The following is a 21,292-nucleotide window of genomic DNA, read 5'->3' as shown; positions in this document are numbered from 1 at the left end:
CTGTTTCACGATCTATGAGGCTTATGGGCTCATGGATCGATCATCTTCTAAGTTAAAATTAAGTGTCCATTCATTTAATCTAGCACAGCAGTAGATCTGGCTTTAGCAGGATACATTGATAGTCGGAGACTTGTAAGGTAATAGGCTTTTATAGTCAGGCTGCTACGGTCATACGATGGTTATCTTTGGTTTTATTTTTATTGATGGTACTGCTGGGCAATGTTAAGTTCGTTGTTTGCAACTCACTATTTACTTTATCGTTTACGTTCACTTTTTTGAGATCGTCATGGCAATATCTGACAAACCTGCAAATCGCCGCGCTATACCCTCCAACACCGATATTGGCGAGCTGTTCGTGCGCCGATTCAATGTGGTAAGCATTTATGTGGTCGTACTGCTGCTACTGGCAGCCGCAATCGTCTGGAGTGGTATCAAAACTGCCGAAGAAGTTCAGCAATATCATCAGGATTATAAAACCTTGCAAGACATGAAAAAACAAGAGCGTAAGTTACAAGTAGAGCACCAGCGGCTATTGATTGAGCAGCAAACCTTCAGCGCCACACCTCAGATTGCCAGCCGTGCCGTTGCTGAACTGGGCATGTACTCCCCAACCCTAAAAGACAAGCTTATTATCCAGCCTGGCGTCGCGACAGCGTTGGTGCCAGTAGTTTCTGATGACTCAGACGAAGAGTTGACTGACGCTACTGGTCCACGTGCTTCCACCGATATCTCTCCTGAAGAGCCAGCAATGGAGGCAGGACAATGAGTGAGAAAAAACCCAAACCTACAGCAAAAAGCACTGGTAAAAAACCAGCCAGCGGCAAGGTAACAAAGCCGTTGCGCCGTGCTAGCACTGCCAAATCTGGGCAAGCGGGCGATAAGGCGGCAGGCAATCGTAAGGCAAAGTTATTTGGCCGTATAAAAAAGAGTGATACTAAAGGCGCTTATAACGCTGGGAAAAACTCAAAGAGCAAACGAGGGTTCTTAGGTAAGGCCTCTGGCGCTTCTTCTCGTGGCGGTTTTGAGCAAGACAAAAACCGTTTTCGTACTGTTTGGGGTTTGGCGCTGGTAATATTAGTGTTATTGATTGGCCGTGCCTATTATATCCAAGTGGCTAATGCGCAGTTTTATCAAGACAAAGGCAATGAGCTCATCACCAGTGAGCGCACACAAAAATCTTATCGAGGCATGATTACAGATCGCAATAACTTACCGCTTGCAGTCAGTGCGCCGCTTGCGACCGTATCATTTAGTCCGCACGATTACGCCAGTGAGTATTACGAGCTTAAGCGTATTATTTTGACCAACCCTAGTAGTCCACAACTACAGGCGCGTATGCAAAAACGCTTGGATAATATGGATCTGACCACGCTAGCAACGGCTGCTAATATTTCAGTCGATGAGCTAAAAAAAGTCACCGCAATCGATGACAGTCTCGATGTGACTGACAAGGATGCTGTCAAAGCGGCACTGCCATCTGGTGCAGGCTCGCATTATCTACCGCTGCTCAACAAAGTAACGCCTGAGATTGCTCAAAGCGTCAGCTCCCTTGACTTCCCTGGTGTCCACGAGAAAAACTTCTTTCAGCGTTATTACCCGCAGCCGCAATCTAATGCGCAGCTACTAGGATTTATGGGACAGAATGCCAATGATCCCGAGGGCGGTTATGAGGGCCGTGCTGGTATTGAGCGTCAGCATGAAAAAGAGCTGGCAGGTGATGACGGTAAAGTGCTGGTCTTGAAAGATGCCAAACAAAACAGTCTAAAAGAGATCAAGCAAATCGAGCCTGAGATACCAGGTAAAGATGTGGCCCTGACGATTGATTCGCGTTTGCAGTATTTGCTCTACAAAGAGCTGGAAAAAGCAGGACGCTTGCAAAAAGCACGCTGGTCAACAGGTATGATCGTCGATGTGCAAACGGGCGAGGTACTGGCACTATCGACATGGCCGTCATTTAACTCAAATAATCTCAATGAGATGACGGGCGAAAACCAACGTAACCGCGCGCTGTTAGATGTGTTTGAACCAGGTTCAGTTATGAAACCATTTACCGTTGCTGCTGCATTGGACTCAGGTAAATATACACCGACTACCTTGATTGATACCAACCCTGGCTCAATTCGTGTGCGCGGCTATACCATTCGAGATCATAATAATCTTGGTATGATCAACATGGCAACGCTGCTACAAAAATCCAGTAACGTCGCCTCTACCAAGATTGCGCTCTCGCTACCGCCTGAAGCCATTACCAACATGCAAAAACAGTTTGGCTTTGGGACAAAAACCCCTTTACAGTTCCCAGGTGAAGGCAGTGGTCTCATTGTGACACCAAAAGAAAAAGAAACCTCACGGCGTGCGACGGTCAGTTACGGTTACGGTCTACAAGTAACGCTAGCACAGGTGGCTCAAGCTTATTCAGCACTAGCGGCAGGCGGAGTAATGCACCCATTGACCTTAATCAAAAATGACAAGCCGCAGCCCAGCAAACGTATTATGGCGCGCGAACAAGCGATGTCGATCGTCCAAATGCTCGAGAGTGTGACTGAGCCAGGCGGTACCGCCAAAGCCGCTGCTATTGATGGCTATCGTGTGGCAGGTAAGACAGGTACCTCGCGCCGCATCAATCCAGAAGGCGGCTATTATACTGATCAGTATCGCAATGTGTTTGCTGGTATGGCACCAGCCTCTAATCCAAAGCTTGTAGGCGTGATGCTTATTGAAGATCCGCGTGGTCAAATCTATGCTGGCCTCACCGTTGCCCCTGTATTTCATAACGTTATGAAAGAGGCGTTACGATTGTACAATGTGCCTTTGGATAAGCCGCTCAAAACAGAACCACAGTAGGCGTTGAATTATTTTAAGTAGTCAGCGCTTCTAAGCGCTGATTTGTATTAACTGTTTAGGAATCGCTCATGACCTTGCCTACCTTATCGCCAAATGGCGCCCCTGTTATCTCTGTTACTTTGCAACAGCTTATCGATACTAGCGATAGCAGACTGACGCAGCAATTGACAGAAATGATGGCAACATCGGCTCAAAAGGCGGCAAATCAGGCAATCTCAGCTCAGGTTCATCCTATCGCTGATATCGCCTTTCGGCAGTTTCAATTAGACAGTCGCCAACTGTCTGATAATGACGTATTTATCCTTTTAAACAGCCACACGCCGAACATTCAAAAAAGCCGCGATTATCTGTTGCAGGCCGCCTCAAAAGCGGCTTTTGTGCTATCAGAAATTGATCCTATCACCTTAATGAGCGAAATGAGTGGCTCTGTAGATACCAGTAATGCGTTGGCGGTAGATAGCAAAAGCGATGCGTCACAGCAATTAGCAGCACTCCCATGCCCAGTCTTATACGTTCCTAACATCCGTGATTTTTTGGGTAGTTTAATCCAAGCGTATCTACAATATCAGCAGCCAGTGACATTACCCAAAGTAGTGGCGGTGACAGGTACTAATGGCAAGACCACTATCAGTCAATTGGTAGCGCAGCTTACACAATTGACAGGTATGAGTAGCGCGGTGATGGGTACCGCAGGTAATGGTAGGCTTGGCGCGTTAGTGCAGGCGAGTCATACCACAGGAGACGCCTTGGCTGTACAGCAGTTTTTGTATCAAATGGGTGCAGAGAGTGCTGAAATACTGGCACTAGAAGCCAGCTCTCATGGTTTAGATCAGCAGCGCTTGCAAGGTATGCCTGTTTCTGTGGCAATTTATACCAATCTTAGCCGTGATCACTTAGACTATCATGCCGATATGGCAGAATATGCTGCCGCCAAAGCCAGGCTGTTTGATACGGCACATTTTCCAGATCTAACTCATGCCATTATCAATATTGATGACGAGCATGCTCAGGTGATGCTAGAGACTGCACGCGCTAGTAAATTAACGGTATGGACCTACAGTTTAGACCCGTTGGCATCCGCTACCTTTGTCGCGGCTGATATCACGCCGAGTCTGCAAGGGGTCAAGATTAGCTTACGTACAGATTTTGGTGATGAGCAAGCCACGACTATAGATATTGTTAGTCCATTATTGGGCCGTTTTAATGTAGCCAATTTACTCGCCGCGATAGCCGCTACTACGGCGCTGAATACCCAGTCAAATAAAAATCAGTCAAATAGAACTCAGTTAAATGATGTTCAGTTAAATGCTGCCCATTCAGATATAAGTATTCATCGCATTGCAGAGGCAGTGACACAGTTACAAGGCGCTGTCGGGCGTATGCAGCGTGTGCCATCTAATGATGGCTGTTTTATCGTTGATTATGCGCATACACCAGATGCACTCAGTCAGGTGTTAGCGAGTTTGAAGACCCACTGTAAGGGCCAATTGTGGGCAGTATTTGGTTGCGGCGGCGACCGTGATGCAGGTAAGCGTCCGCTGATGGCACAAGCAGGTCTAGCAGGTGCTGATAAAGTTGTCCTAACTGCGGACAATCCACGTACCGAAGACCCCACTGCTATTTTGCAAGACATGCAAGCTGGAATGAGTGCTGAGCAATATCAACACACTCACATAGAGCCTGCGCGCCAACAAGCAATTGTGTATGCCGTCAGTCAGGCGGGTCCAGATGACATCGTCGTCATTGCAGGCAAAGGCCATGAAACTTACCAAGAAATCAACAATGTTCGTTATGACTTTGATGACAGTGTTATTTTGCAACAGGTATTAGAACAAGCGGGCCGTGTATAGCCGATAGACTCTCGCTGCATAAAATAGTCAAGAGTGATCATTAAATACAAAAATTAAGTAGTCATCATATAAGGTAACCACTATGACAGCCGACACCGATAACACCATCCAGTCGCAAGGGCTTTATGTCTGGCAAATGGATAATATGCTTGCTGCGACAGCGTCGCTCGATGGTCATTGGCAACTGCCACAAGACCATACAAATGCAGGAGAAGTCGCTCTAGCCAGTAAGCGTATCGCTACCGACACTCGCACGATAAAACCAGGTGATATCTTTTTGGCGTTAAGTGGTGAGAATTTTGATGGTCATGATTATATTGATATGGCAGCATCAAAAGGTGCAATTGCTGCTATCGTGTCTCGTCCTACCGCATCATCCGATGCAAATACTATCCCGCAGTTGGTGGTAAGTGACACCCGTTTGGCTTTAGGTCAATTGGCCAGCTATCGACGTCAGCAGCACACAGACCTGACCGTGATTGCTATTACAGGCTCGAGTGGCAAAACAACCTGCAAAGAGATGCTGGGTAGCATTTTTGGTAGATTGGCGCCGACATTGATTACTCGTGGCAACCTCAATAATGATTTGGGCGTGCCAATGATGCTGCTTGAGCTATCAGATCATCATCGCTATGCTATTTTAGAATTGGGTGCCAATCATATTGGTGAGATCGCTTATACGACTGAGATCGTCCGCCCTGACGTGGCCTGTATCCTAAATATCGGTACTGCCCATTTAGGCGAGTTTGGTAGCCGTGAAGGGATTTGCCAAACCAAAGCAGAGATTTATCACACTTTGACGGACGCGCAGTATGCGATAGTGCCTGATAAGGATGATTTTACCAATCAGTTGCGCCGTATTGCTGAAAAGCACACTTCACATGTGATTGGGTTCGGTAATACCGATGTCAGTGCAAGTCATCTGGATGTAGAACCTGAGCGTAGTGAGTTTAAGCTACATATCGGTAATCAAATTCATGATATCAATTTGCCATTAGCAGGCGAGCATAATGTCAATAATGCTTTGGCCGCTGCCGCCTGTGCATACGCGCTAGATATTGAGGTCAATGATATCGTTGTGGGTCTAGAAAATGCGCGTCCAGCAAAAGGTCGCCTGAACAGTCAGATACTGGGTATGCATCGCCTTATTGATGATACGTATAATGCTAATCCTCACTCGGTACGTGCCGCTGCTAAAGTGCTGGCTGCACAAACGGGCACGCAAGTGATGGTGTTAGGGGATATCGGTGAGCTTGGGGATGCGGCAGTTAGTGAGCATCAAAGCTTGGGCCGTACTATCGCGACCACAGGTATTGATGTATTGCTGTGTGTAGGTGAGTATGCCGCCTATACTGTTGCCGGCGCGCAAGAGATTTCTGATATCAATGCGCATGCATTTGCAGACAAAGACAGTTTATTAGAATATTTACAGCCGTATTTACAAGCGCAACAAGCTAAGCCTTGCACTGTGTTGTTCAAAGGCTCGCGCTCCATGAAAATGGAAACACTTATACATGCATTAGTAGAGGAGTAGGCGGTGTTAGTTTGGTTGTTTGGCTGGCTTGGTCAGTATTATACGCCGTTTTCTGCGGTTTCTTCGTTGACGCTAAGAGCACTGCTCGCGGTCGTCACCGCGCTTATGTTTAGCATGGTTTTTGGCGGACGTGTCATTCGACATTTGCGTTCGCTCAAATACGGCCAGGCTATTCGGAACGATGGGCCTCAATCGCATTTGGCCAAGACAGGTACGCCTACCATGGGCGGGGTACTCATTCTGAGTGCTATTGGCATATCGACGCTGCTATGGGCACGCCTAAATAATCCTTACGTTTGGATTTTGCTCGTTGTTATGGTTATTTTTGGCGCGGTAGGCTGGGCAGATGATTGGCTCAAAATTAAATATAAAGACCCCAAAGGTCTGATCGCACGAAAGAAATATTTTTGGTTGTCGATGGGCGCATTGTTCGTCGGTGTCTCGTTGTACTATATCGCCACACTACAGCCAGACATCAACACCACTCGTGAGATGCAGGACCTGTTATTGCCCGTATTCAAAGACTGGATGATTCCATTTTCAGCAGTGCCCTTTGGTATTGGTTTTATTATCTTTACTTACTTTGTGATCAATGGCGCCTCCAATGCGGTCAATCTCACGGACGGTTTAGATGGTTTGGCGATTTTGCCAGTCGTTTTGGTTGCTGCAGGTTTGGGCGCAATGGCTTATGTATCGGGTGATGTGCGCTTTGCAGATTACTTGCATGTGCCTTATATTGCCTATAACTCTGAAGTTCTCATTGTTTGTGGCGCGATGGTTGGGGCAGGACTTGGTTTCTTATGGTTCAATGCTCACCCAGCGCAGGTATTTATGGGAGATGTCGGTGCACTGGCACTCGGTGCGATGCTAGGTACGATTGCGGTGATGACGAGACAAGAGATTGCCTTTGCTATTATGGGTGGTTTGTTTGTTGCTGAGGCGCTATCAGTGATGCTACAAGTGGGTTCTTATAAACTGCGCAAAAAGCGCGTTTTCCGTATGGCACCGCTGCATCATCATTTCGAAGAGATTGGCTGGAAAGAAACACAAGTAGTAGCCAGGTTTTGGATTATCGCTATCATACTTGTTATTCTTGGACTGATGACATTGAAGCTGCGTTAAAACGTCAGCCTCAAACCGTATTGTAAGTACACTTATACCAGCCTCCTAAAAGCCATTTCAAACAATATTGAGGTGGCTTTTTATCGTTCAAGGCACACGAAATTTGTTAAAATGCGAGTCATATTGCTATGACTTTGAGATATCTGTGTCCTTATTTATTTGTCCACTTTGCCAGTCACCACTACAGCCAGCCGCAGATACGTGGCGCTGTGATGGTAGTTTGCATCCCAAAAACACCTCGCACCCCTTTGACGTTGCCCGTCAAGGCTACGTCAATCTGCTGCCTGTGCAACAGAAAAAGTCCAAAGCACCTGGCGACAGTCAAGCGTCTATCAATGCGCGTAAACGGTTTTTGAACCAAGGGTATTATGCACCGCTGCAGGATCTGATCAGCCAAAAAATGGAAGTGCTGTTGTCAAAAATTGAGTCCACAGATGAGCATAATACCAACTCTGTTCATTGGCTCGATATCGGTTGCGGTGAAGGTTATTATACGCAGGCAATGGCACAAATGGGCTCGTCGCTCATAGACACGTTAATAGCCGCTGATATCAGTAAGCCTGCATTGGTTGAGCTGGCTAAAGTGAGCAAAGCGATAGGTCATCTCTGGTATCAACAGAATGAGGATAGTGTTACTAAGCCAACAGCCGTCTATCCACTAGTGACCAGTGCGGCGCATCTACCACTACGCCCTCATAGCATTACCGGTATCAGTAGTATATTTAGCCCCATTTTGCCCGAAGCGTTCGCTAAGGTGTTGGCTGATAATGGCTATCTGATTATTGCCAAACCAGATGTTGGGCATTTGGCGACGCTACGTGAAGCCTTATTCGATAGTGTGCGTGAGCATGACTCTGATAAGTTTCTACAGGAATTGGCGCCATATTTTACGTTGGTTGAGACTCAGCGTGTCAGTACCGACATGAGTCTATCCGCAGAGGACTTAGCCGATTTAATGACGATGACGCCTTATGCGTACCGGGCGCGTAGTGAGAAGCGACAAGCATTATTGTCAGCAGTAGAAAAATCGTCATTCAATACAGAGGCAAAGTTTGTGGTTTATGTTTTACAAAGGATAGCGTAGCACTTCTCAAAATAGCATGGTGTTATACACTGCAGTGTAGTGCATTGCAGTGCAGTGCACTGCAATGATGTCTTTGATACTCCAAGTATTAGTATTCTTTTAGCAACCAGCCACTACCAAAGGCAAAATACTCTCTAAACCAGGCATTGTAGCGAATAGATAGCGGTGTTGGGCTGGCGAGGGCCATAGGCTGCTGGTAGTCTTGATGCTTTGCAATTGCTACGGCACGAATGGTATGAAAATCACTGGTGACAATCGCAATGGGCATGTTTTTATTGATACTATGCTGCGCAAGAATATCCTGACTGTACGCCAAATTTTCCTCAGTGCTGGTGCTTTTGCCTTCTTGATAAATACGATCTAGCGAAATGTCGTGCGTGTCCTGCAAGTAAGTTGCCATAATGTTTGCCTCACTGCGCGGCTGCCCCAGACCGATACCGCCACTGGTAATGATCAATGCTTGTGGTTGCTGCTCAATCAGCGTTGCTGCCGTATCCAGACGACTGGCGAGGGTGGCGCTGGGTTTGCCCGCAACGGTACCAGAACCAAGCACGATAATAGCGGCCACGGGCGGTAGCGTTTGTTTGCCACGAGCAATCTGCTGCTGCAATGAGTAAACAAATACCAAAAAGCTCATGAGCCATAACCCAAATATTAACCATAACCCATACCAGATACGACGCAGTACAGGATGTTTGACAAGCACTCTAGCAATCATAGGCGCACCCAGCCCATGACCCAAAAAAACTACACCTATCAGAAAAGGCAGTACCGTGCCAAAATTAACCTTGTCAATGGCTATCAGTGCGATACAGTCGATGATAAGTATGAGTCCAAGTGCTATCAATACAATACGTAATAACCCAAACATAAGTTTTTCCAGTCAGCACTTATAGATCAGTCGCGCTGTCTATATAAGTGTCAAATATTAAACATTAAACATTGAATGCTACATCCGCCTCTACAGTAATCAAAAGCATCATATATATACTTTTAGGTCTGCCCATCTATTTACTTACACTAGTAGCACAACTTTGTGGCTGTCTACAGTTTAGTGTCTGAATGTGCCAAACAACGGCAACAATCGCAACCTTTCTTCATGTTTCATAAATCTACTTAATACTAGAATCAGTTATCATTTTCTTTGTCGATAGAGCGATGCGACATCGCAATATCTTATTTGATACGTCATAAGGTATCTTTAATTATTATTCATCAATATGAATGAAACTGGGAAAATAAAATGAAAAAGATAATAGTAAGTTCAATTTTAGCCGCTACCGCTTGTTTGTCTATGGTTGGTCAAGCCAACGCGGCACCTGATTACTCAAAGTCTCATGCCGCCCAAGTACAGCATCAAAAACATGATGCTAAAACAAAAGCAGATAGCAAACACAAGGTTGTCAAAAACAAGGCAAAGGTATCACAGCAAAAAGCAAAAATAATGGCTGCCAAACATAAAGCACAAGAAAAGCACCAAGACAAATATCAGAGCAAGTATAAAAATGATAAACAAAGTAAAAATGATTACAGACACCGCTCTTAAAAGTAATATCTGATTATCTAAAAATGACGCCTCAAGTAGGCGTCATTTTTTTGTAAGGACGAATTAAGCGTTGTTCAAGATAGTGGCTTATTTAATGCTTATGATCATACCTCAACGTTAGACTATGAACCTATACGGACAGTTCAGCAAAAGGTGATAATCATTGAGAGTACTGAAATATGGTATTGATGCATGGAGATATAGTGTCGATACATAGCTTTGAGCCATTTGACGGACTGGTGGTCAGAAAATATGTGAGAGAACAGCTACTGTTTTACATCAATGCCACGCTCAGTATCTTCTAGATAACGCATTATTTTGGTGGTTTTTTTGCCCTTTTTACGGTAAGTGCAAATATGATGATGTGTTTTATATATTGCCCAATATCTTGCTTGAGTTTTCATAAATATAGCTGGTAAGTCTCACTATTAGGTGTTTTAAAATAATATTTGGCGCTAAGCCTTAGAATATAAGTATCTTTCATGAAGAAAAACTCAGCAAGACTTAACGTTTCTTAAAGTTTCTATAAAGTAAAAGTTGATATTATCTAATCAATATAAGAGGTTTATTTTTGAATAAATATCAACAATTACGACGTATAAACAGGTAACTGATAGTTTTCCCTGTTTCACTACCATTGCCTTTCAGGTCTTATATCCTACAAGAGTGCTTTATGAACCTCACAAAAACGGCTAAAGCTTTCAGCTTGCTTGCTATTGTCACTGCCATACAAGTTTCATCACTGACCTCTGCCTATGCCCATGACCTTAATGAACATACCATGCCTGCCAAAGAGTGGCAGATCACAGGCCAGCCTAGTGTCGCCGCTGACTTTATCAAATTAGAAGACAGTACGGTTTATCTGACCGATAGTCGCCATCAGCTACTCTCTTTTATTTTGGCGGATTTTTCAGCCAATGATCAAACCTATATTCTGGAAAAAAACGCTCATATTCAAGCGATCAATCAGCTAGCAGTGATTGAAAATCTAGTAAGTAGTAATCAATTAACGGCTATCCAAAATCCAAACGATACTACTGTTATTGCCAATGATAATGGGACTGCCCTAAACAAAGCTGATGCGGAAAGTTCTGTTATAACGGATAACAGTGACACGCGCTCTGTTTTATTCTTCTACCTCTTGGGCGGCTTGATCTTAGCGAGTGGTTTGGTTTGTCTTTATGTTTTGAACATACGCCACAAAAAAAACCGAACCTCAAAAGTAGCTTATTCAGTTTTTGGTGTATTGGGTTCAGCTGCTTTACTGGTTGCTTGTAGCAGTACTGAGACGGTCCAAAATATCGGTGAAAAGACCAAAGAGGCGATCGCTCACTTGCCAGTACCAGCCAATGATATTGATTTTATGGCGTCAGTATTTGGCTCATTCGATAACGTCAGTACTCATCATGATGATAAATATCTGTATATCGAATCAAATGGTATTCCAAGCCACGAAATGATGATAGGTATCACCAGTTGGCAACAGCAAGTACCTATCGACCAAGATTATACCGATGAGAACAGTTGGGTCATTCCCTTACAGCCTGAGCTTGCCGATGAGCCTTTAATGGCCAAAGACAATTTTATGAAAGGCGCCATCGCGATTGCAGCTAATGGCATTCCTATATTCAACCCATTAAACAATCGGGGTGAGGACGCCAAAGCATTCGGAGAATTAGACAATTGGGGCGGGCATTCTGGACGCGCTGATGATTACCACTATCATCTTGCACCAACCCACCTACAGTCACAAGTTGGCGCAGGTAAGCCTATTGCTTATGCACTAGACGGCTTTCCTGTCTATGGTGAAACGGATGATGAGCTTGATGAGTATTTAGGCAAATTTAACGAAGACGGCAGCTATGAATATCATGCTACCTCAGAGTTTCCGTATTTAATTGCAGGTTTGCGCGGTAAGGTCACTATAAACCCAGATACAAAAGCGCCAGAAAATGAAATTTCACCGCAAGCACATACTCATGGCGTTCGCCCAGCGCTGACGCCTTTGCGCGGAGCTGAGATCACAGATTATAAGATTATAAGTCCGACTCAATACAGTCTAACGTATACCCATGACGGTCAAGAGCATAAGCTTAACTATGGTTGGGGCGCTACTGAAGCGACCAAAGATATTTATACTTTTGAATTTATTGATCCAGAGGGTACGACCGTACAGACTTATAAACGCACTGGTAACACACAGAAAAAATAATACGTATCTAATGATAATTATCAATTATAGAGATAATAAGCTGAGTTCAAAAACCATCTTATATAATGCTAAGGAATCCTAATGAAACCTATTTTAATACCTGCTTTGCTAACCACGACAGTATCTGCTGTATTGCTGGCAGCGTGTAGCCAAACCCAGATAGACTCAGCGGCTACCGATGCCAATGCCAATGAGCAAACGACAGCATCAGTAAATAGTAGTGCAGATGCCAGCAGCTATACTGGCAGCGCGAGCTTAACCCAAGGTGTTGCCCAGACTGACGTGACAAATGCTTATGAATGTGACCGTGGTCGTCAAACCAACATTGGTAGTATCCAGTCATCTGACGGTAAAACATGGACAGTACCAGCAGCGACCAATTTGCTCAATACAGATTTCCCAGTGGCGTCTGACTTAAACAACCCTTGTACGGGCAACGACTATCGCACTGCCAGTGAAGCTTTAGCTCAACTTGATGGTTCAGACATCATTGAAATAGATGCAGATGGTGAAGTGTATACCGCTTACGTCTTTGCAGATAATTATTTTGAGATGTATGTAAATGGTGTGGCAGTTGGACGTGACAATGTGCCATTTACTCAGTTCAATTCAAATATAGTGCGTTTCAAAGCAAAAGCACCATTTACCGTTGCTATGCATTTGGTGGATTGGGAAGAAAACTTAGGTATTGGTTCAGAGAGTAATCAAGGCTCAGAGTTTCATGCAGGAGACGGCGGTCTAGTCGCTGTGATCAAAGATAAAGACAATAGCATCATCGCTAAGACTGATGAAAACTGGAAAGCACAGACCTTTTATACCGCGCCGATTAGAGACTTATCCTGTGTTAGTGAGTCAGGTAGCGAGCGCCTATCTAGTAATTGTGTTACCACAGCTAATGTACAAGACGGTTCGGCAGATTATGGCCTGCATTGGGAATTGCCTACCAACTGGCAACAAGCAGACTTTGATGACTCTAGTTGGCCGAACGCTACTACTTATAGTAACCAAACCATTGGGGTAGATAATAAACAAGCTTATACCAATTTCATAGATATTTTTGATAATGAAAAAGCAGATGCCCAATTCATTTGGTCAACCAATGTCGTACTCGATAATGAAGTTATCGTACGCTATACCGTAGATGCGTTATAAGCGCTGTACAAATACTTAAAAGACCATCATAAATGCCGCTCCAAAATAGCTATCTTAGATCTATCTTGGAGCGGCAGTGGTATAGCGGTTACGTTTTATTTGTAAGCCGTATCTTTATTCTCAGTATATATTTATAAATAAAAAGCTATCTATCGATATCCTTCCTCGTTTGTCACTACCGCGTACTTGTATGTCTGTAAGCGCTGGTTGAACTCAAAAATCGTTACCTTTCTTAAACTTTCATCAAGCTACTTAACATAGGGACTAGCTATGATAAAGGGCAGTATTATTAACATCGTCTACGTGCGCTAGTTATTCAAAGTAATGCTTTCCAACCAAAAAAATGATGCCAAATATCCACTAATTGTCCTAAATAATCATCTCAAAAATCGACTGAGAGCGCCAATGAAACAAACCTTATTCATACTATTTGCCATCTTTTTCAGTGCAATAGGCTACTCAGCCAATGCAATGGTACCGAGTATTGCCTTTGCAGAAGCAGTAGACGCGACTCCAAAACCAGTCGTATCTGCTAAAATACGAAAAATCAGACGCGAATGTCGCATCAATTTGGGTCTGAACAAGTTATACACGAATCTAAGTGACAGTGAAAAAGAAGCAATGAAGAGATGTATAGGCAGTAAGTAGCTGTAGGTTTGGATATTAGCAGCGATAGATGAATGGTATGAGCCAGCAATATACTTTATTGTTGGTTTTTTTGATAGATAATAACGATTCAGGCAGCATTAGATGACAAGTATAGACTGACAGTCTTACTATTGAAGTGTTTGAATTTTATTTAGGATAGAGTAAGACAAAACAGAAAAACTGGGGCTTTTATCAAAATAGATAAGATTGGCGGTGAAGGAGGGATTCGAACCCTCGATACGCTATGAACGTATACACACTTTCCAGGCGTGCGGTTTCAGCCACTCACCCACTTCACCGTTTTTTGAACGCCTAAGTATAGCGGATACCATTTAAAATGTCACGACTTGCGCACTATCTTTCTTTATTGGTGGCCGCCTGCTAGGATAGCAAGTATGTAATAGCAAGTATAAATGGTTGAGAGTTGAATGATAAGTTTCAGTAAGTCCAAAAGTGGATTTAAACATAGCGTGCTGACGGCGATAGTGACTGTTACGATAGGTATGTCTACTCAGGCATATGCTGATGACTTCAGCCAGTGTAGCCAATCTTTTTATGGTGGTATTTATCCTGAATTTACCAATACCAAACTGAGTAATCAGACACAAGCACTATGTATGGATGGTTTTGCTGTCATGTACTCTGGTGTATCACGCACACCCCTATGGTCAGCAGAGTATCTAGATCGGACACGCCTACAACAAGCAAAACAAATCGACCGTGAAGACAGCTTTCACGAAGAAAGTAAGCTCCCGGAGTCAGCACGCGCGTCATTATCTGACTATTCAGGTTCAGGTTATGATCGCGGACATCTCGCACCCAATGCCGACATGGCAACGCGTAGTCAGCAATATGATAGTTTCAGTCTGGCCAATATCGCGCCGCAGTCACCGCGCAACAATCGTTATATCTGGCGTAATATTGAATCGGCTACTCGATATTTAACGCAGCAATACGGTGAGGTCTATACCATCACAGGTGTAGCATTCACTAATAGCAAAACCAAGCAACTTGCGAACCGCGTACTGGTTCCTAGCCATTTTTTTAAAGCGGTATATATTCCAGCAACCAATCAAGCCGGGGTGTACTACGCACCCAATGATGAATCAGAACGTATCGATGTTATTAGTGTTGATGAGTTAACCGCTGAAACGGGTATCGATGTCTTACCAATGTTAGACATCCAAACAAAAACACAAGCGTTTGATTTACCATTAAAGGCAGGGGAGCGCTCAGATACACCTGATACTACAGACGAAGAGCCTGACTGGATGTTATTTGTATGGGCTATTCTAGAATGGTTAATTGCACAGCTAAAAGCGTAAAAGGCTTTATAAATATCGACGCATAAAAGATTAGAATTGCGCCAAAGCATACTAATAGTGAGGATGAATACATGATTGAGCCATTCGCAAACAACCACCAAAGCATGCAGATAGGCGAGCTAGTTATTGAAAATCAAGAAGACAAGATTGTTATTTATGGTGATATCGATCTGACTTTAGATGCGTCAGGATATGAGCAAGCCCAGCAGTTACATGAGCTAACTAGTAAGATTATTGACGCATTTCAGGTCAATAGCCTTTATAGTAATAATGACAGTAAGTCAAAAGAAATTGATGACCAGTTGGGCAAAGATATCGACAACCCTTTCCTGTAAGTCTTTGATATAGTTTTATTTTTCCAGAAATAATAAAGTATAAAAAAATTACTAGGCAAACTTAAAAAATTGCTTATAATGAATCAAGACATCGCTTATGTCGCTCAGGTCTTTGAACAAAACCTTATGAGCAATTGCGGTAATACCTACCTAAGGTGTAAGTGCTTAGATAGATATCCCAAAGCTCATAATAAAAGATTCTAGCAAAGGATAAGCATAGGACATCGGAAACATAACGTTTCGAGCAATCATTGTATGAAGGGAGTCAATCTATGAAATTATTTACAAAAACCACTTTAGCAGTTGCTGGTATTGGTATCGCTAGCATGGCTTTTGCCGCTGATCCACTTGCCAATACGACTTGGCAAACATATGATGAGGGCAAGCCAAAAGGTACTGTAAAAATCACTGAGTCAAACGGTGTATTGACAGGTACGCTTGTTGCTACTAATTCAGCCAAAGGTAAGAAGCACGTTGGTACGACTATTATCAAAGGTCTGAAGTCTGACGGTGGTGGTAAATATAGCGGTGGTACGATCACTGACCCTGAAAAAGGTAAGGACTATCGTATGACTGCAAACTTAAGCGGCAACACATTGAAGCTAAGAGGTTATATTGGTCCATTCTCTCGTAGCCAAGAATGGAAAAAGAAATAAGCCAGCATTAAGAACCAATCATCAAGCCTTAACTTAATAAAAAAAATCCCGCATTACCGAAAGGTGTTGCGGGATTTTTCTATATTCTAGATTTGTTTTCTAGGTTCAATAAGTAAGTTCTATATTGAAGGTTTAATAGAGGAAGTTTCTTATCGATTAAAATAATAAACGCTGATACTACAGTAAGCAGTATCAGCGCATTTAAGACTTATGTCTAGCTTATGAGAGTGATCTTATCTGATAAACTCTGGGTAAGCTTCCATACCACATTCAGCGATGTCAGCACCTTCGTACTCGTCTTCTTCAGAGATACGTAGACCGATAACTGCTTTGATGATTGCCCAGACTACTAAGCTAGCAATGAATACCCAAGCAAAGATAGTCGCGGCGCCTACAATCTGACCGATAAAGGTAGATGCTGGGTTAGTGATTGGTACAATGAGCAAACCAAATAAACCAACAACACCGTGAACTGAGATTGCACCTACTGGGTCATCAATTTTGATTTTGTCTAAAGCTAAGATTGATAACACGACGATGATACCAGCGATGACACCAAAGATAGTGGCTTGTAGTGCAGAAGGGGTTGAAGGCTCTGCAGTAATGGCCACTAGACCTGCTAATGCACCGTTTAGGAGCATGGTTAGATCCGCTTTACCAAAGATGATGCGGGCTAGGATTAAGGCACCAACAGCACCGCCAGCAGCAGCAGCATTAGTGTTTAAGAATACCATGGCAACAGCATTGGCACTGGCGATATCACCAAGTTTAAGTACTGAGCCGCCGTTGAAGCCGAACCAACCCATCCATAAGATCAATGTACCAAGTGCAGCAAGTGGTAGATTGGCACCAGGAATGGCACGTATCTCACCATTAGGACCGTATTTACCTTTACGTGAGCCCAATAGTAGTACGCCAGCTAGGGCAGCAGCAGCACCTGCCATATGAACGATACCAGAGCCTGCAAAATCAGAGAAGCCCATGTCACCTAGGTTGAATAAACCAAAGACATCGTTGCCACCCCAAGTCCAGCTACCTTCTAATGGATAGATAACGCCAGTCATGACGACTGCAAACAATAAGAAAGCCCATAATTTCATACGCTCAGCAACGGCACCTGAAACGATTGACATACAGGTCGCTACAAACACTACTTGGAAGAAAAAGTCTGAGGCTGCAGAGTAAACGGAGTCGCCACCAAAGCCATTTTCGGCAGAGGCTGCCAACGCATCTTCTACTAAAGTGTCACCGCCTGCAATTCCGCTTAAGAACAGATCGCCACCATACATAATAGCGTAACCACATACCATGTACATAATGCTGGCCGTTGCAAATAACGCGACATTCTTAGTTAAGATTTCGACCGTATTTTTTGATCGGACCAGTCCGGCCTCTAACATAGTGAAGCCAGCGGCCATCCACATGACCAACGCCCCACAGATCAAAAAGTAAAACGTATCGAGCGCATACTGGAGCTCAAAGATTTGACTTTCCATTTACATTCCCCTTGAATTTACAATATAGATATCGGTATGACCGATAGATAAAAATGCTGTAAGAACCTATATCTACAAATCTCCTTTTATAGATATGGCCTCAAATCTAGATAGCATCCGGTCCGGTTTCACCTGTACGGATACGAATGACTTGCTCAAGTGCAGTAACAAAGATTTTGCCGTCACCAATCTTGCCAGTACTAGCGATGCGAGTGATGGCTTCGATAGCAGGGTCGACCATCTCGTCGATCACAGCAACTTCAACTTTTACCTTAGGTAAAAAGTCCACCACGTATTCTGCGCCGCGATAGAGCTCTGTGTGACCTTTTTGACGACCGAAACCTTTGACTTCAGTGACAGTAACACCTTTGACACCGATGTCAGAAAGCGCTTCACGCACATCATCGAGCTTAAACGGTTTTAAGATCGCAGTGATTAGCTTCATAAAAAAATTCCTTATTTGTGTGATGCTGCAGATTGATAGAGGCATTATGGTGCATCGTCGTATCTCTGCCTTGCTTACGGTAAGTTATTCAAGAACTGTGCCAATTTACTCAAGGGGAAGTAAATTGGACGTGTCCGTTCAAAAATAACCGTCATTCCGATAGAGGATATAACCGACGGTACAACAATGAGAGCCTTCATTATAGACGTAATAAAGGTAAATCAATCTTCAGCGTTTGGTTAATGACAACTTTATTATAACCAACTTTTTGAGTGCTTGGGGAAGCTATCCCCGTATTTCATGTGACGATTTGCTAACTTGAGTTCGGCAATCAAAAGGGGTTTTTGCGAGGAAGCTATAAACAGAAGATAAATATAAAACAGATATAAGCAGCAGAGCGCCAGCAAGGTAACGGGTGCTCTGTACTTAGATATAGGGGGTGTATGCAGCAGCGTACTTACGCTTTAGGGAATAGCAGATACGGCGTTTTGGTACTGACTAGCAGTTTTTTGGTATCGCTACCTTGTAGTAATTCACGCAGACGAGACTGACCGAAGGCGCCTGTCATGAGTAGACCGATGTCGTTTTGATTCTGATAGTAATTTAAGGCCGCTGCGACATCACGGCAGTCTAGTAGTGTCTTTTTGGATTTAATACCTGCTTGCTTGAGCTTTGCATAAGCTTCGCGTAGGGCATCACAGTTGTCAGAATTTTCTCTACCAACCATAACAATATGTACGGTCAAGGCACGTACAAGTGGCGTCTTACATAGCCAATTGAGTAGTTTATGGCACGTTGGGCTGTTGTCAAAAGCAAATAAAGCCGTAGTAGGGGTCAAAAATGGTGCATGTGTCACCAAAATGGGGCAGTGACTGACTCTGATAAGCTGACTTAGGGTGGATTTGCAGGTAACATGATGACCAATAACGATCAATTGGGCTTTGTCATCAACGTAATCGATACTTTGGTTTAGGTTCTCATGACGATGTAAGGTGTACGTTTTAAGCTTGCGGCGCTGCTGTTCACAATAAGTGGTCGCTTGTGAGAGTAGCAATCTGCCTTGTGCCTTTAACTCACAGTTGCTCAGATGCTCTTTACTCGTGAACTGCTCAAGCAATGCATTCTCATCATCGATGTTTAGACAGCCAGAATAATTGACCGCAGCTTTTTGTTGTAAGCTTGGTGCAGAGTGTAATAGTCCAATAGGTGCTTGCAGACGGGTAGAAGCCCACATACTCGCCTCTAATACCGCTTGAACATGATCGGGACAATCCAAGCAAGCAATCACACTATCAAGTTTTAAATTACTCATAAAACGACCACATCATTTTAATAATAAGAATCAGCCACTCAGTTCGGGGCTAAGCATAACCATCATACTCAACCCTGATTACCATTATGGCCGCCTATTCATATATCAATCCATACCATGTATCAATTTACAAAACCTTGATTCGTATTAGTATGGCAAGGCTGATAGAGAGTGGCTTAATCTAATAAGCCAATATCTCGGCGATCATGAACAGAGAAGCGGTCAATCAGTGTGCGACTCGCATTGTTGAGTCCTACCACTTTGACATCAATACCTTCACGTTGCAAGCGCATGACCAGTTTGTCCAAAGTATCCACAGCAGTCACATCCCAAAAATGTGCTTGGCTAACATCAATCTGAATGCTATCTACGGCTTCTTTGGTATCGAAGCTATTCAAGAACTGTGTCGTAGAAGCAAAGAATACTTGACCTTGAACATAGTAGTAACGGGTATTGCTACTGTCATCGTACTCGCTAAAGATGGTCAAGAACTGTCCAATCTTATTGGCAAATGCCAAGGCAGATAGCAGCACACCAACACCAACGCCATAAGCTAGGTTATGAGTAAAGACCGTAGTCAATACTGTCGCCAGCATCACAATATTGAACGACATAGGATGCGTTTTGAATTCGCGAATAGATTGCCAGTTAAACGTACCAATCGATACCATAATCATAACGGCAACCAGCGCAGCCATTGGAATTTGGCTGACCCATTCACTCAAAAACACCACCATAATCAGTAAGACAACACCAGCCATCAACGTAGATAGACGCGTACGTCCACCAGATTTTACGTTAATCATAGACTGACCAATCATCGCACAGCCTGCCATACCACCGAAAAACCCTGATACCACGTTAGCCATACCTTGACCACGGCATTCTTTGTTTTTATCACTGGGTGTATCCGTCAACTCATCGACGATGGTTGCTGTCATCATAGACTCTAATAAACCAACAATAGCAAGCGCAATAGAATACGGCGCGATGATAAGTAGTGTCGTCAAATTCAATGGGATATCAGGCAGCAAAAATACTGGCAATGAATCTGGCAAGTCACCCATGCTGCCAACGTTGCGAATATCAAGATTCATATACATGGCAACAGCGGTCAATCCAACGATGCAAATCAATGGAGAAGGAATCACACGACCTATTTTAGGGATAAGTGGGAACAGGTAAATAATCGCTAAACCCGCCGCTGTCATAATATAAACCGTCATACCGACACGTTCGGTCATGGGGTTTAGCTCAGGCAGTTGCGCGGCGAATATCAATATCGCCAGTGCGTTGACGAAGCCAATAACCACTGAGCGCGAGACAAAACGCATCAGATTGCCCAGCTTTAGAATGCCCATTACGACCTGAATGGCACCGCATAACAGGGTAGCAGCAAGCAGATACTGCAAACCATGATCGGCAACCAAATCAACCATGACCAATGCCATAGCCCCTGTCGCTGCCGAAATCATCCCTGGACGTCCACCGACAAAGCTGATCACGACGGCGATACAAAATGAGGCATACAAGCCAACTTTTGGATCAACACCCGCGATAATAGAAAAGGCAATGGCTTCTGGAATCAGTGCTAGGGCTACGACTAAGCCCGATAAAACGTCGCCGCGAACATTGGAAAACCACTCGTCACGCAAGTTATCAATAAAAGATGTCATAAGTAAACTACATAGGGTTAGAGGCAAAAAAAGTAATCATTACTCATTTATAAAA

The 21,292-nt window shown here is 43.8% G+C and carries 17 protein-coding genes and 1 tRNA gene; 12 read left to right on the top strand and 6 right to left on the bottom strand.

Annotation, left to right across the window (positions count from 1 at the left end; genetic code table 11):
- Positions 1–286 precede the first annotated feature (286 nt).
- The 6 genes from ftsL (at position 287) to AC5JPY_RS07165 (ending at position 8,434) form a co-directional block, all read left to right on the top strand.
- Positions 287–766 (top strand): cell division protein FtsL, encoded by a 480-nt coding sequence (gene ftsL, locus AC5JPY_RS07190; protein ID WP_493852319.1) that lies wholly within the window; start codon positions 287–289, stop codon positions 764–766.
- Positions 763–2,844, top strand: a complete 2,082-nt coding sequence (locus AC5JPY_RS07185) for a peptidoglycan D,D-transpeptidase FtsI family protein (protein WP_493852318.1) — start codon at positions 763–765, stop codon at positions 2,842–2,844. The genes ftsL and AC5JPY_RS07185 overlap by 4 nt, the downstream gene beginning before the upstream one ends.
- Before the next feature lie 68 nt (positions 2,845–2,912).
- Entirely contained in the window at positions 2,913–4,694 is a 1,782-nt protein-coding gene (locus AC5JPY_RS07180; RefSeq protein WP_443526751.1) for a Mur ligase family protein, read from the top strand.
- 82 nt (positions 4,695–4,776) lie between these two features.
- Complete coding sequence (locus AC5JPY_RS07175) at positions 4,777–6,228, top strand: UDP-N-acetylmuramoyl-tripeptide--D-alanyl-D-alanine ligase (protein ID WP_443526749.1); 1,452 nt, start codon at positions 4,777–4,779, stop codon at positions 6,226–6,228.
- A 3-nt stretch (positions 6,229–6,231) separates the two neighbouring features.
- Positions 6,232–7,350 carry a phospho-N-acetylmuramoyl-pentapeptide-transferase gene (gene mraY / locus AC5JPY_RS07170; protein WP_443526747.1) on the top strand — a complete coding sequence of 373 codons (1,119 nt, stop codon included), beginning with the start codon at positions 6,232–6,234 and terminating at the stop codon, positions 7,348–7,350.
- Between the two features lie 139 nt (positions 7,351–7,489).
- On the top strand, positions 7,490–8,434 hold the full coding sequence (locus AC5JPY_RS07165; protein WP_443526822.1) for a putative RNA methyltransferase: 945 nt from the start codon (positions 7,490–7,492) through the stop codon (positions 8,432–8,434).
- A gap of 88 nt (positions 8,435–8,522) precedes the next feature.
- Here the strand turns inward: AC5JPY_RS07165 and AC5JPY_RS07160 are convergent, their stop codons facing one another.
- Complete coding sequence (locus AC5JPY_RS07160; protein ID WP_443526745.1) at positions 8,523–9,305, bottom strand: YdcF family protein; 783 nt, start codon at positions 9,303–9,305, stop codon at positions 8,523–8,525.
- A 372-nt stretch (positions 9,306–9,677) separates the two neighbouring features.
- Here AC5JPY_RS07160 and AC5JPY_RS07155 point away from each other — a divergent pair, with 372 nt between their 5' ends.
- The 3 genes from AC5JPY_RS07155 (at position 9,678) to AC5JPY_RS07145 (ending at position 13,344) form a co-directional block, all read left to right on the top strand.
- A complete protein-coding gene (locus AC5JPY_RS07155) occupies positions 9,678–9,980 on the top strand; it encodes a hypothetical protein (protein WP_443526744.1) in 303 nt (100 codons plus the stop codon).
- Positions 9,981–10,653: 673 nt separating this feature from the next.
- A complete protein-coding gene (locus AC5JPY_RS07150; protein ID WP_443526743.1) occupies positions 10,654–12,192 on the top strand; it encodes a YHYH protein in 1,539 nt (512 codons plus the stop codon).
- Positions 12,193–12,273: 81 nt separating this feature from the next.
- The gene (locus AC5JPY_RS07145) at positions 12,274–13,344 is read left to right on the top strand and encodes a hypothetical protein (protein ID WP_443526742.1); all 1,071 of its coding nucleotides are present in this window, start codon (positions 12,274–12,276) and stop codon (positions 13,342–13,344) included.
- Between the two features lie 856 nt (positions 13,345–14,200).
- Here AC5JPY_RS07145 and AC5JPY_RS07140 read toward each other — a convergent pair.
- Positions 14,201–14,291, bottom strand: a tRNA-Ser gene (locus tag AC5JPY_RS07140).
- Between the two features lie 204 nt (positions 14,292–14,495).
- Here AC5JPY_RS07140 and AC5JPY_RS07135 point away from each other — a divergent pair.
- The 3 genes from AC5JPY_RS07135 to AC5JPY_RS07125 all read left to right on the top strand — a co-directional run bounded on the left by AC5JPY_RS07135 (position 14,496) and on the right by AC5JPY_RS07125 (position 16,308).
- Positions 14,496–15,317: a DNA/RNA non-specific endonuclease gene (locus tag AC5JPY_RS07135; RefSeq protein WP_443526740.1), complete on the top strand. Its 822-nt coding sequence runs from the start codon at positions 14,496–14,498 to the stop codon at positions 15,315–15,317.
- A 71-nt stretch (positions 15,318–15,388) separates the two neighbouring features.
- On the top strand, positions 15,389–15,652 hold the full coding sequence (locus tag AC5JPY_RS07130) for a hypothetical protein (protein WP_443526739.1): 264 nt from the start codon (positions 15,389–15,391) through the stop codon (positions 15,650–15,652).
- A gap of 272 nt (positions 15,653–15,924) precedes the next feature.
- On the top strand, positions 15,925–16,308 hold the full coding sequence (locus AC5JPY_RS07125; protein WP_319051985.1) for a DUF2147 domain-containing protein: 384 nt from the start codon (positions 15,925–15,927) through the stop codon (positions 16,306–16,308).
- 233 nt (positions 16,309–16,541) lie between these two features.
- On the opposite strand, the gene AC5JPY_RS07120 is transcribed toward AC5JPY_RS07125, so the two are convergent.
- The 4 genes from AC5JPY_RS07120 to AC5JPY_RS07105 form a co-directional block, all read right to left on the bottom strand.
- Positions 16,542–17,804 (bottom strand): ammonium transporter, encoded by a 1,263-nt coding sequence (locus tag AC5JPY_RS07120; RefSeq protein WP_319051986.1) that lies wholly within the window; start codon positions 17,802–17,804, stop codon positions 16,542–16,544.
- A gap of 106 nt (positions 17,805–17,910) precedes the next feature.
- Positions 17,911–18,249, bottom strand: coding sequence for a P-II family nitrogen regulator (locus tag AC5JPY_RS07115; protein WP_201556743.1), 339 nt, complete (start codon positions 18,247–18,249; stop codon positions 17,911–17,913).
- 457 nt (positions 18,250–18,706) lie between these two features.
- Entirely contained in the window at positions 18,707–19,561 is an 855-nt protein-coding gene (locus AC5JPY_RS07110) for a universal stress protein (RefSeq protein WP_443526738.1), read from the bottom strand.
- A gap of 176 nt (positions 19,562–19,737) precedes the next feature.
- Positions 19,738–21,237 (bottom strand): SulP family inorganic anion transporter, encoded by a 1,500-nt coding sequence (locus AC5JPY_RS07105; RefSeq protein WP_443526737.1) that lies wholly within the window; start codon positions 21,235–21,237, stop codon positions 19,738–19,740.
- Positions 21,238–21,292 lie beyond the last annotated feature (55 nt).

It is taken from the genome of Psychrobacter sp. H27 (genome assembly GCF_059072655.1).
The sequence above is the reverse complement of the archived record's forward strand: the minus strand, read 5'-3'. Positions and strand labels throughout refer to the sequence as shown.

Excerpts from the sequence above, each read along its gene's own strand:
- AC5JPY_RS07145 (WP_443526742.1), top strand. The coding sequence starts at position 12,274 with ATGAAACCTATTTTAATACCTGCTTTGCTAACCACGACAGTATCTGCT.
- AC5JPY_RS07175 (WP_443526749.1), top strand. The coding sequence starts at position 4,777 with ATGACAGCCGACACCGATAACACCATCCAGTCGCAAGGGCTTTATGTC.
- ftsL (WP_493852319.1), top strand. The coding sequence starts at position 287 with ATGGCAATATCTGACAAACCTGCAAATCGCCGCGCTATACCCTCCAAC.
- AC5JPY_RS07180 (WP_443526751.1), top strand. The coding sequence starts at position 2,913 with ATGACCTTGCCTACCTTATCGCCAAATGGCGCCCCTGTTATCTCTGTT.
- AC5JPY_RS07185 (WP_493852318.1), top strand. The coding sequence starts at position 763 with ATGAGTGAGAAAAAACCCAAACCTACAGCAAAAAGCACTGGTAAAAAA.
- AC5JPY_RS07130 (WP_443526739.1), top strand. The coding sequence starts at position 15,389 with ATGATTGAGCCATTCGCAAACAACCACCAAAGCATGCAGATAGGCGAG.
- AC5JPY_RS07115 (WP_201556743.1), bottom strand. The coding sequence starts at position 18,249 with ATGAAGCTAATCACTGCGATCTTAAAACCGTTTAAGCTCGATGATGTG.
- AC5JPY_RS07135 (WP_443526740.1), top strand. The coding sequence starts at position 14,496 with ATGTCTACTCAGGCATATGCTGATGACTTCAGCCAGTGTAGCCAATCT.
- AC5JPY_RS07105 (WP_443526737.1), bottom strand. The coding sequence starts at position 21,237 with ATGACATCTTTTATTGATAACTTGCGTGACGAGTGGTTTTCCAATGTT.
- AC5JPY_RS07150 (WP_443526743.1), top strand. The coding sequence starts at position 10,654 with ATGAACCTCACAAAAACGGCTAAAGCTTTCAGCTTGCTTGCTATTGTC.
- AC5JPY_RS07110 (WP_443526738.1), bottom strand. The coding sequence starts at position 19,561 with ATGAGTAATTTAAAACTTGATAGTGTGATTGCTTGCTTGGATTGTCCC.
- AC5JPY_RS07160 (WP_443526745.1), bottom strand. The coding sequence starts at position 9,305 with ATGTTTGGGTTATTACGTATTGTATTGATAGCACTTGGACTCATACTT.
- AC5JPY_RS07125 (WP_319051985.1), top strand. The coding sequence starts at position 15,925 with ATGAAATTATTTACAAAAACCACTTTAGCAGTTGCTGGTATTGGTATC.
- AC5JPY_RS07155 (WP_443526744.1), top strand. The coding sequence starts at position 9,678 with ATGAAAAAGATAATAGTAAGTTCAATTTTAGCCGCTACCGCTTGTTTG.
- AC5JPY_RS07120 (WP_319051986.1), bottom strand. The coding sequence starts at position 17,804 with ATGGAAAGTCAAATCTTTGAGCTCCAGTATGCGCTCGATACGTTTTAC.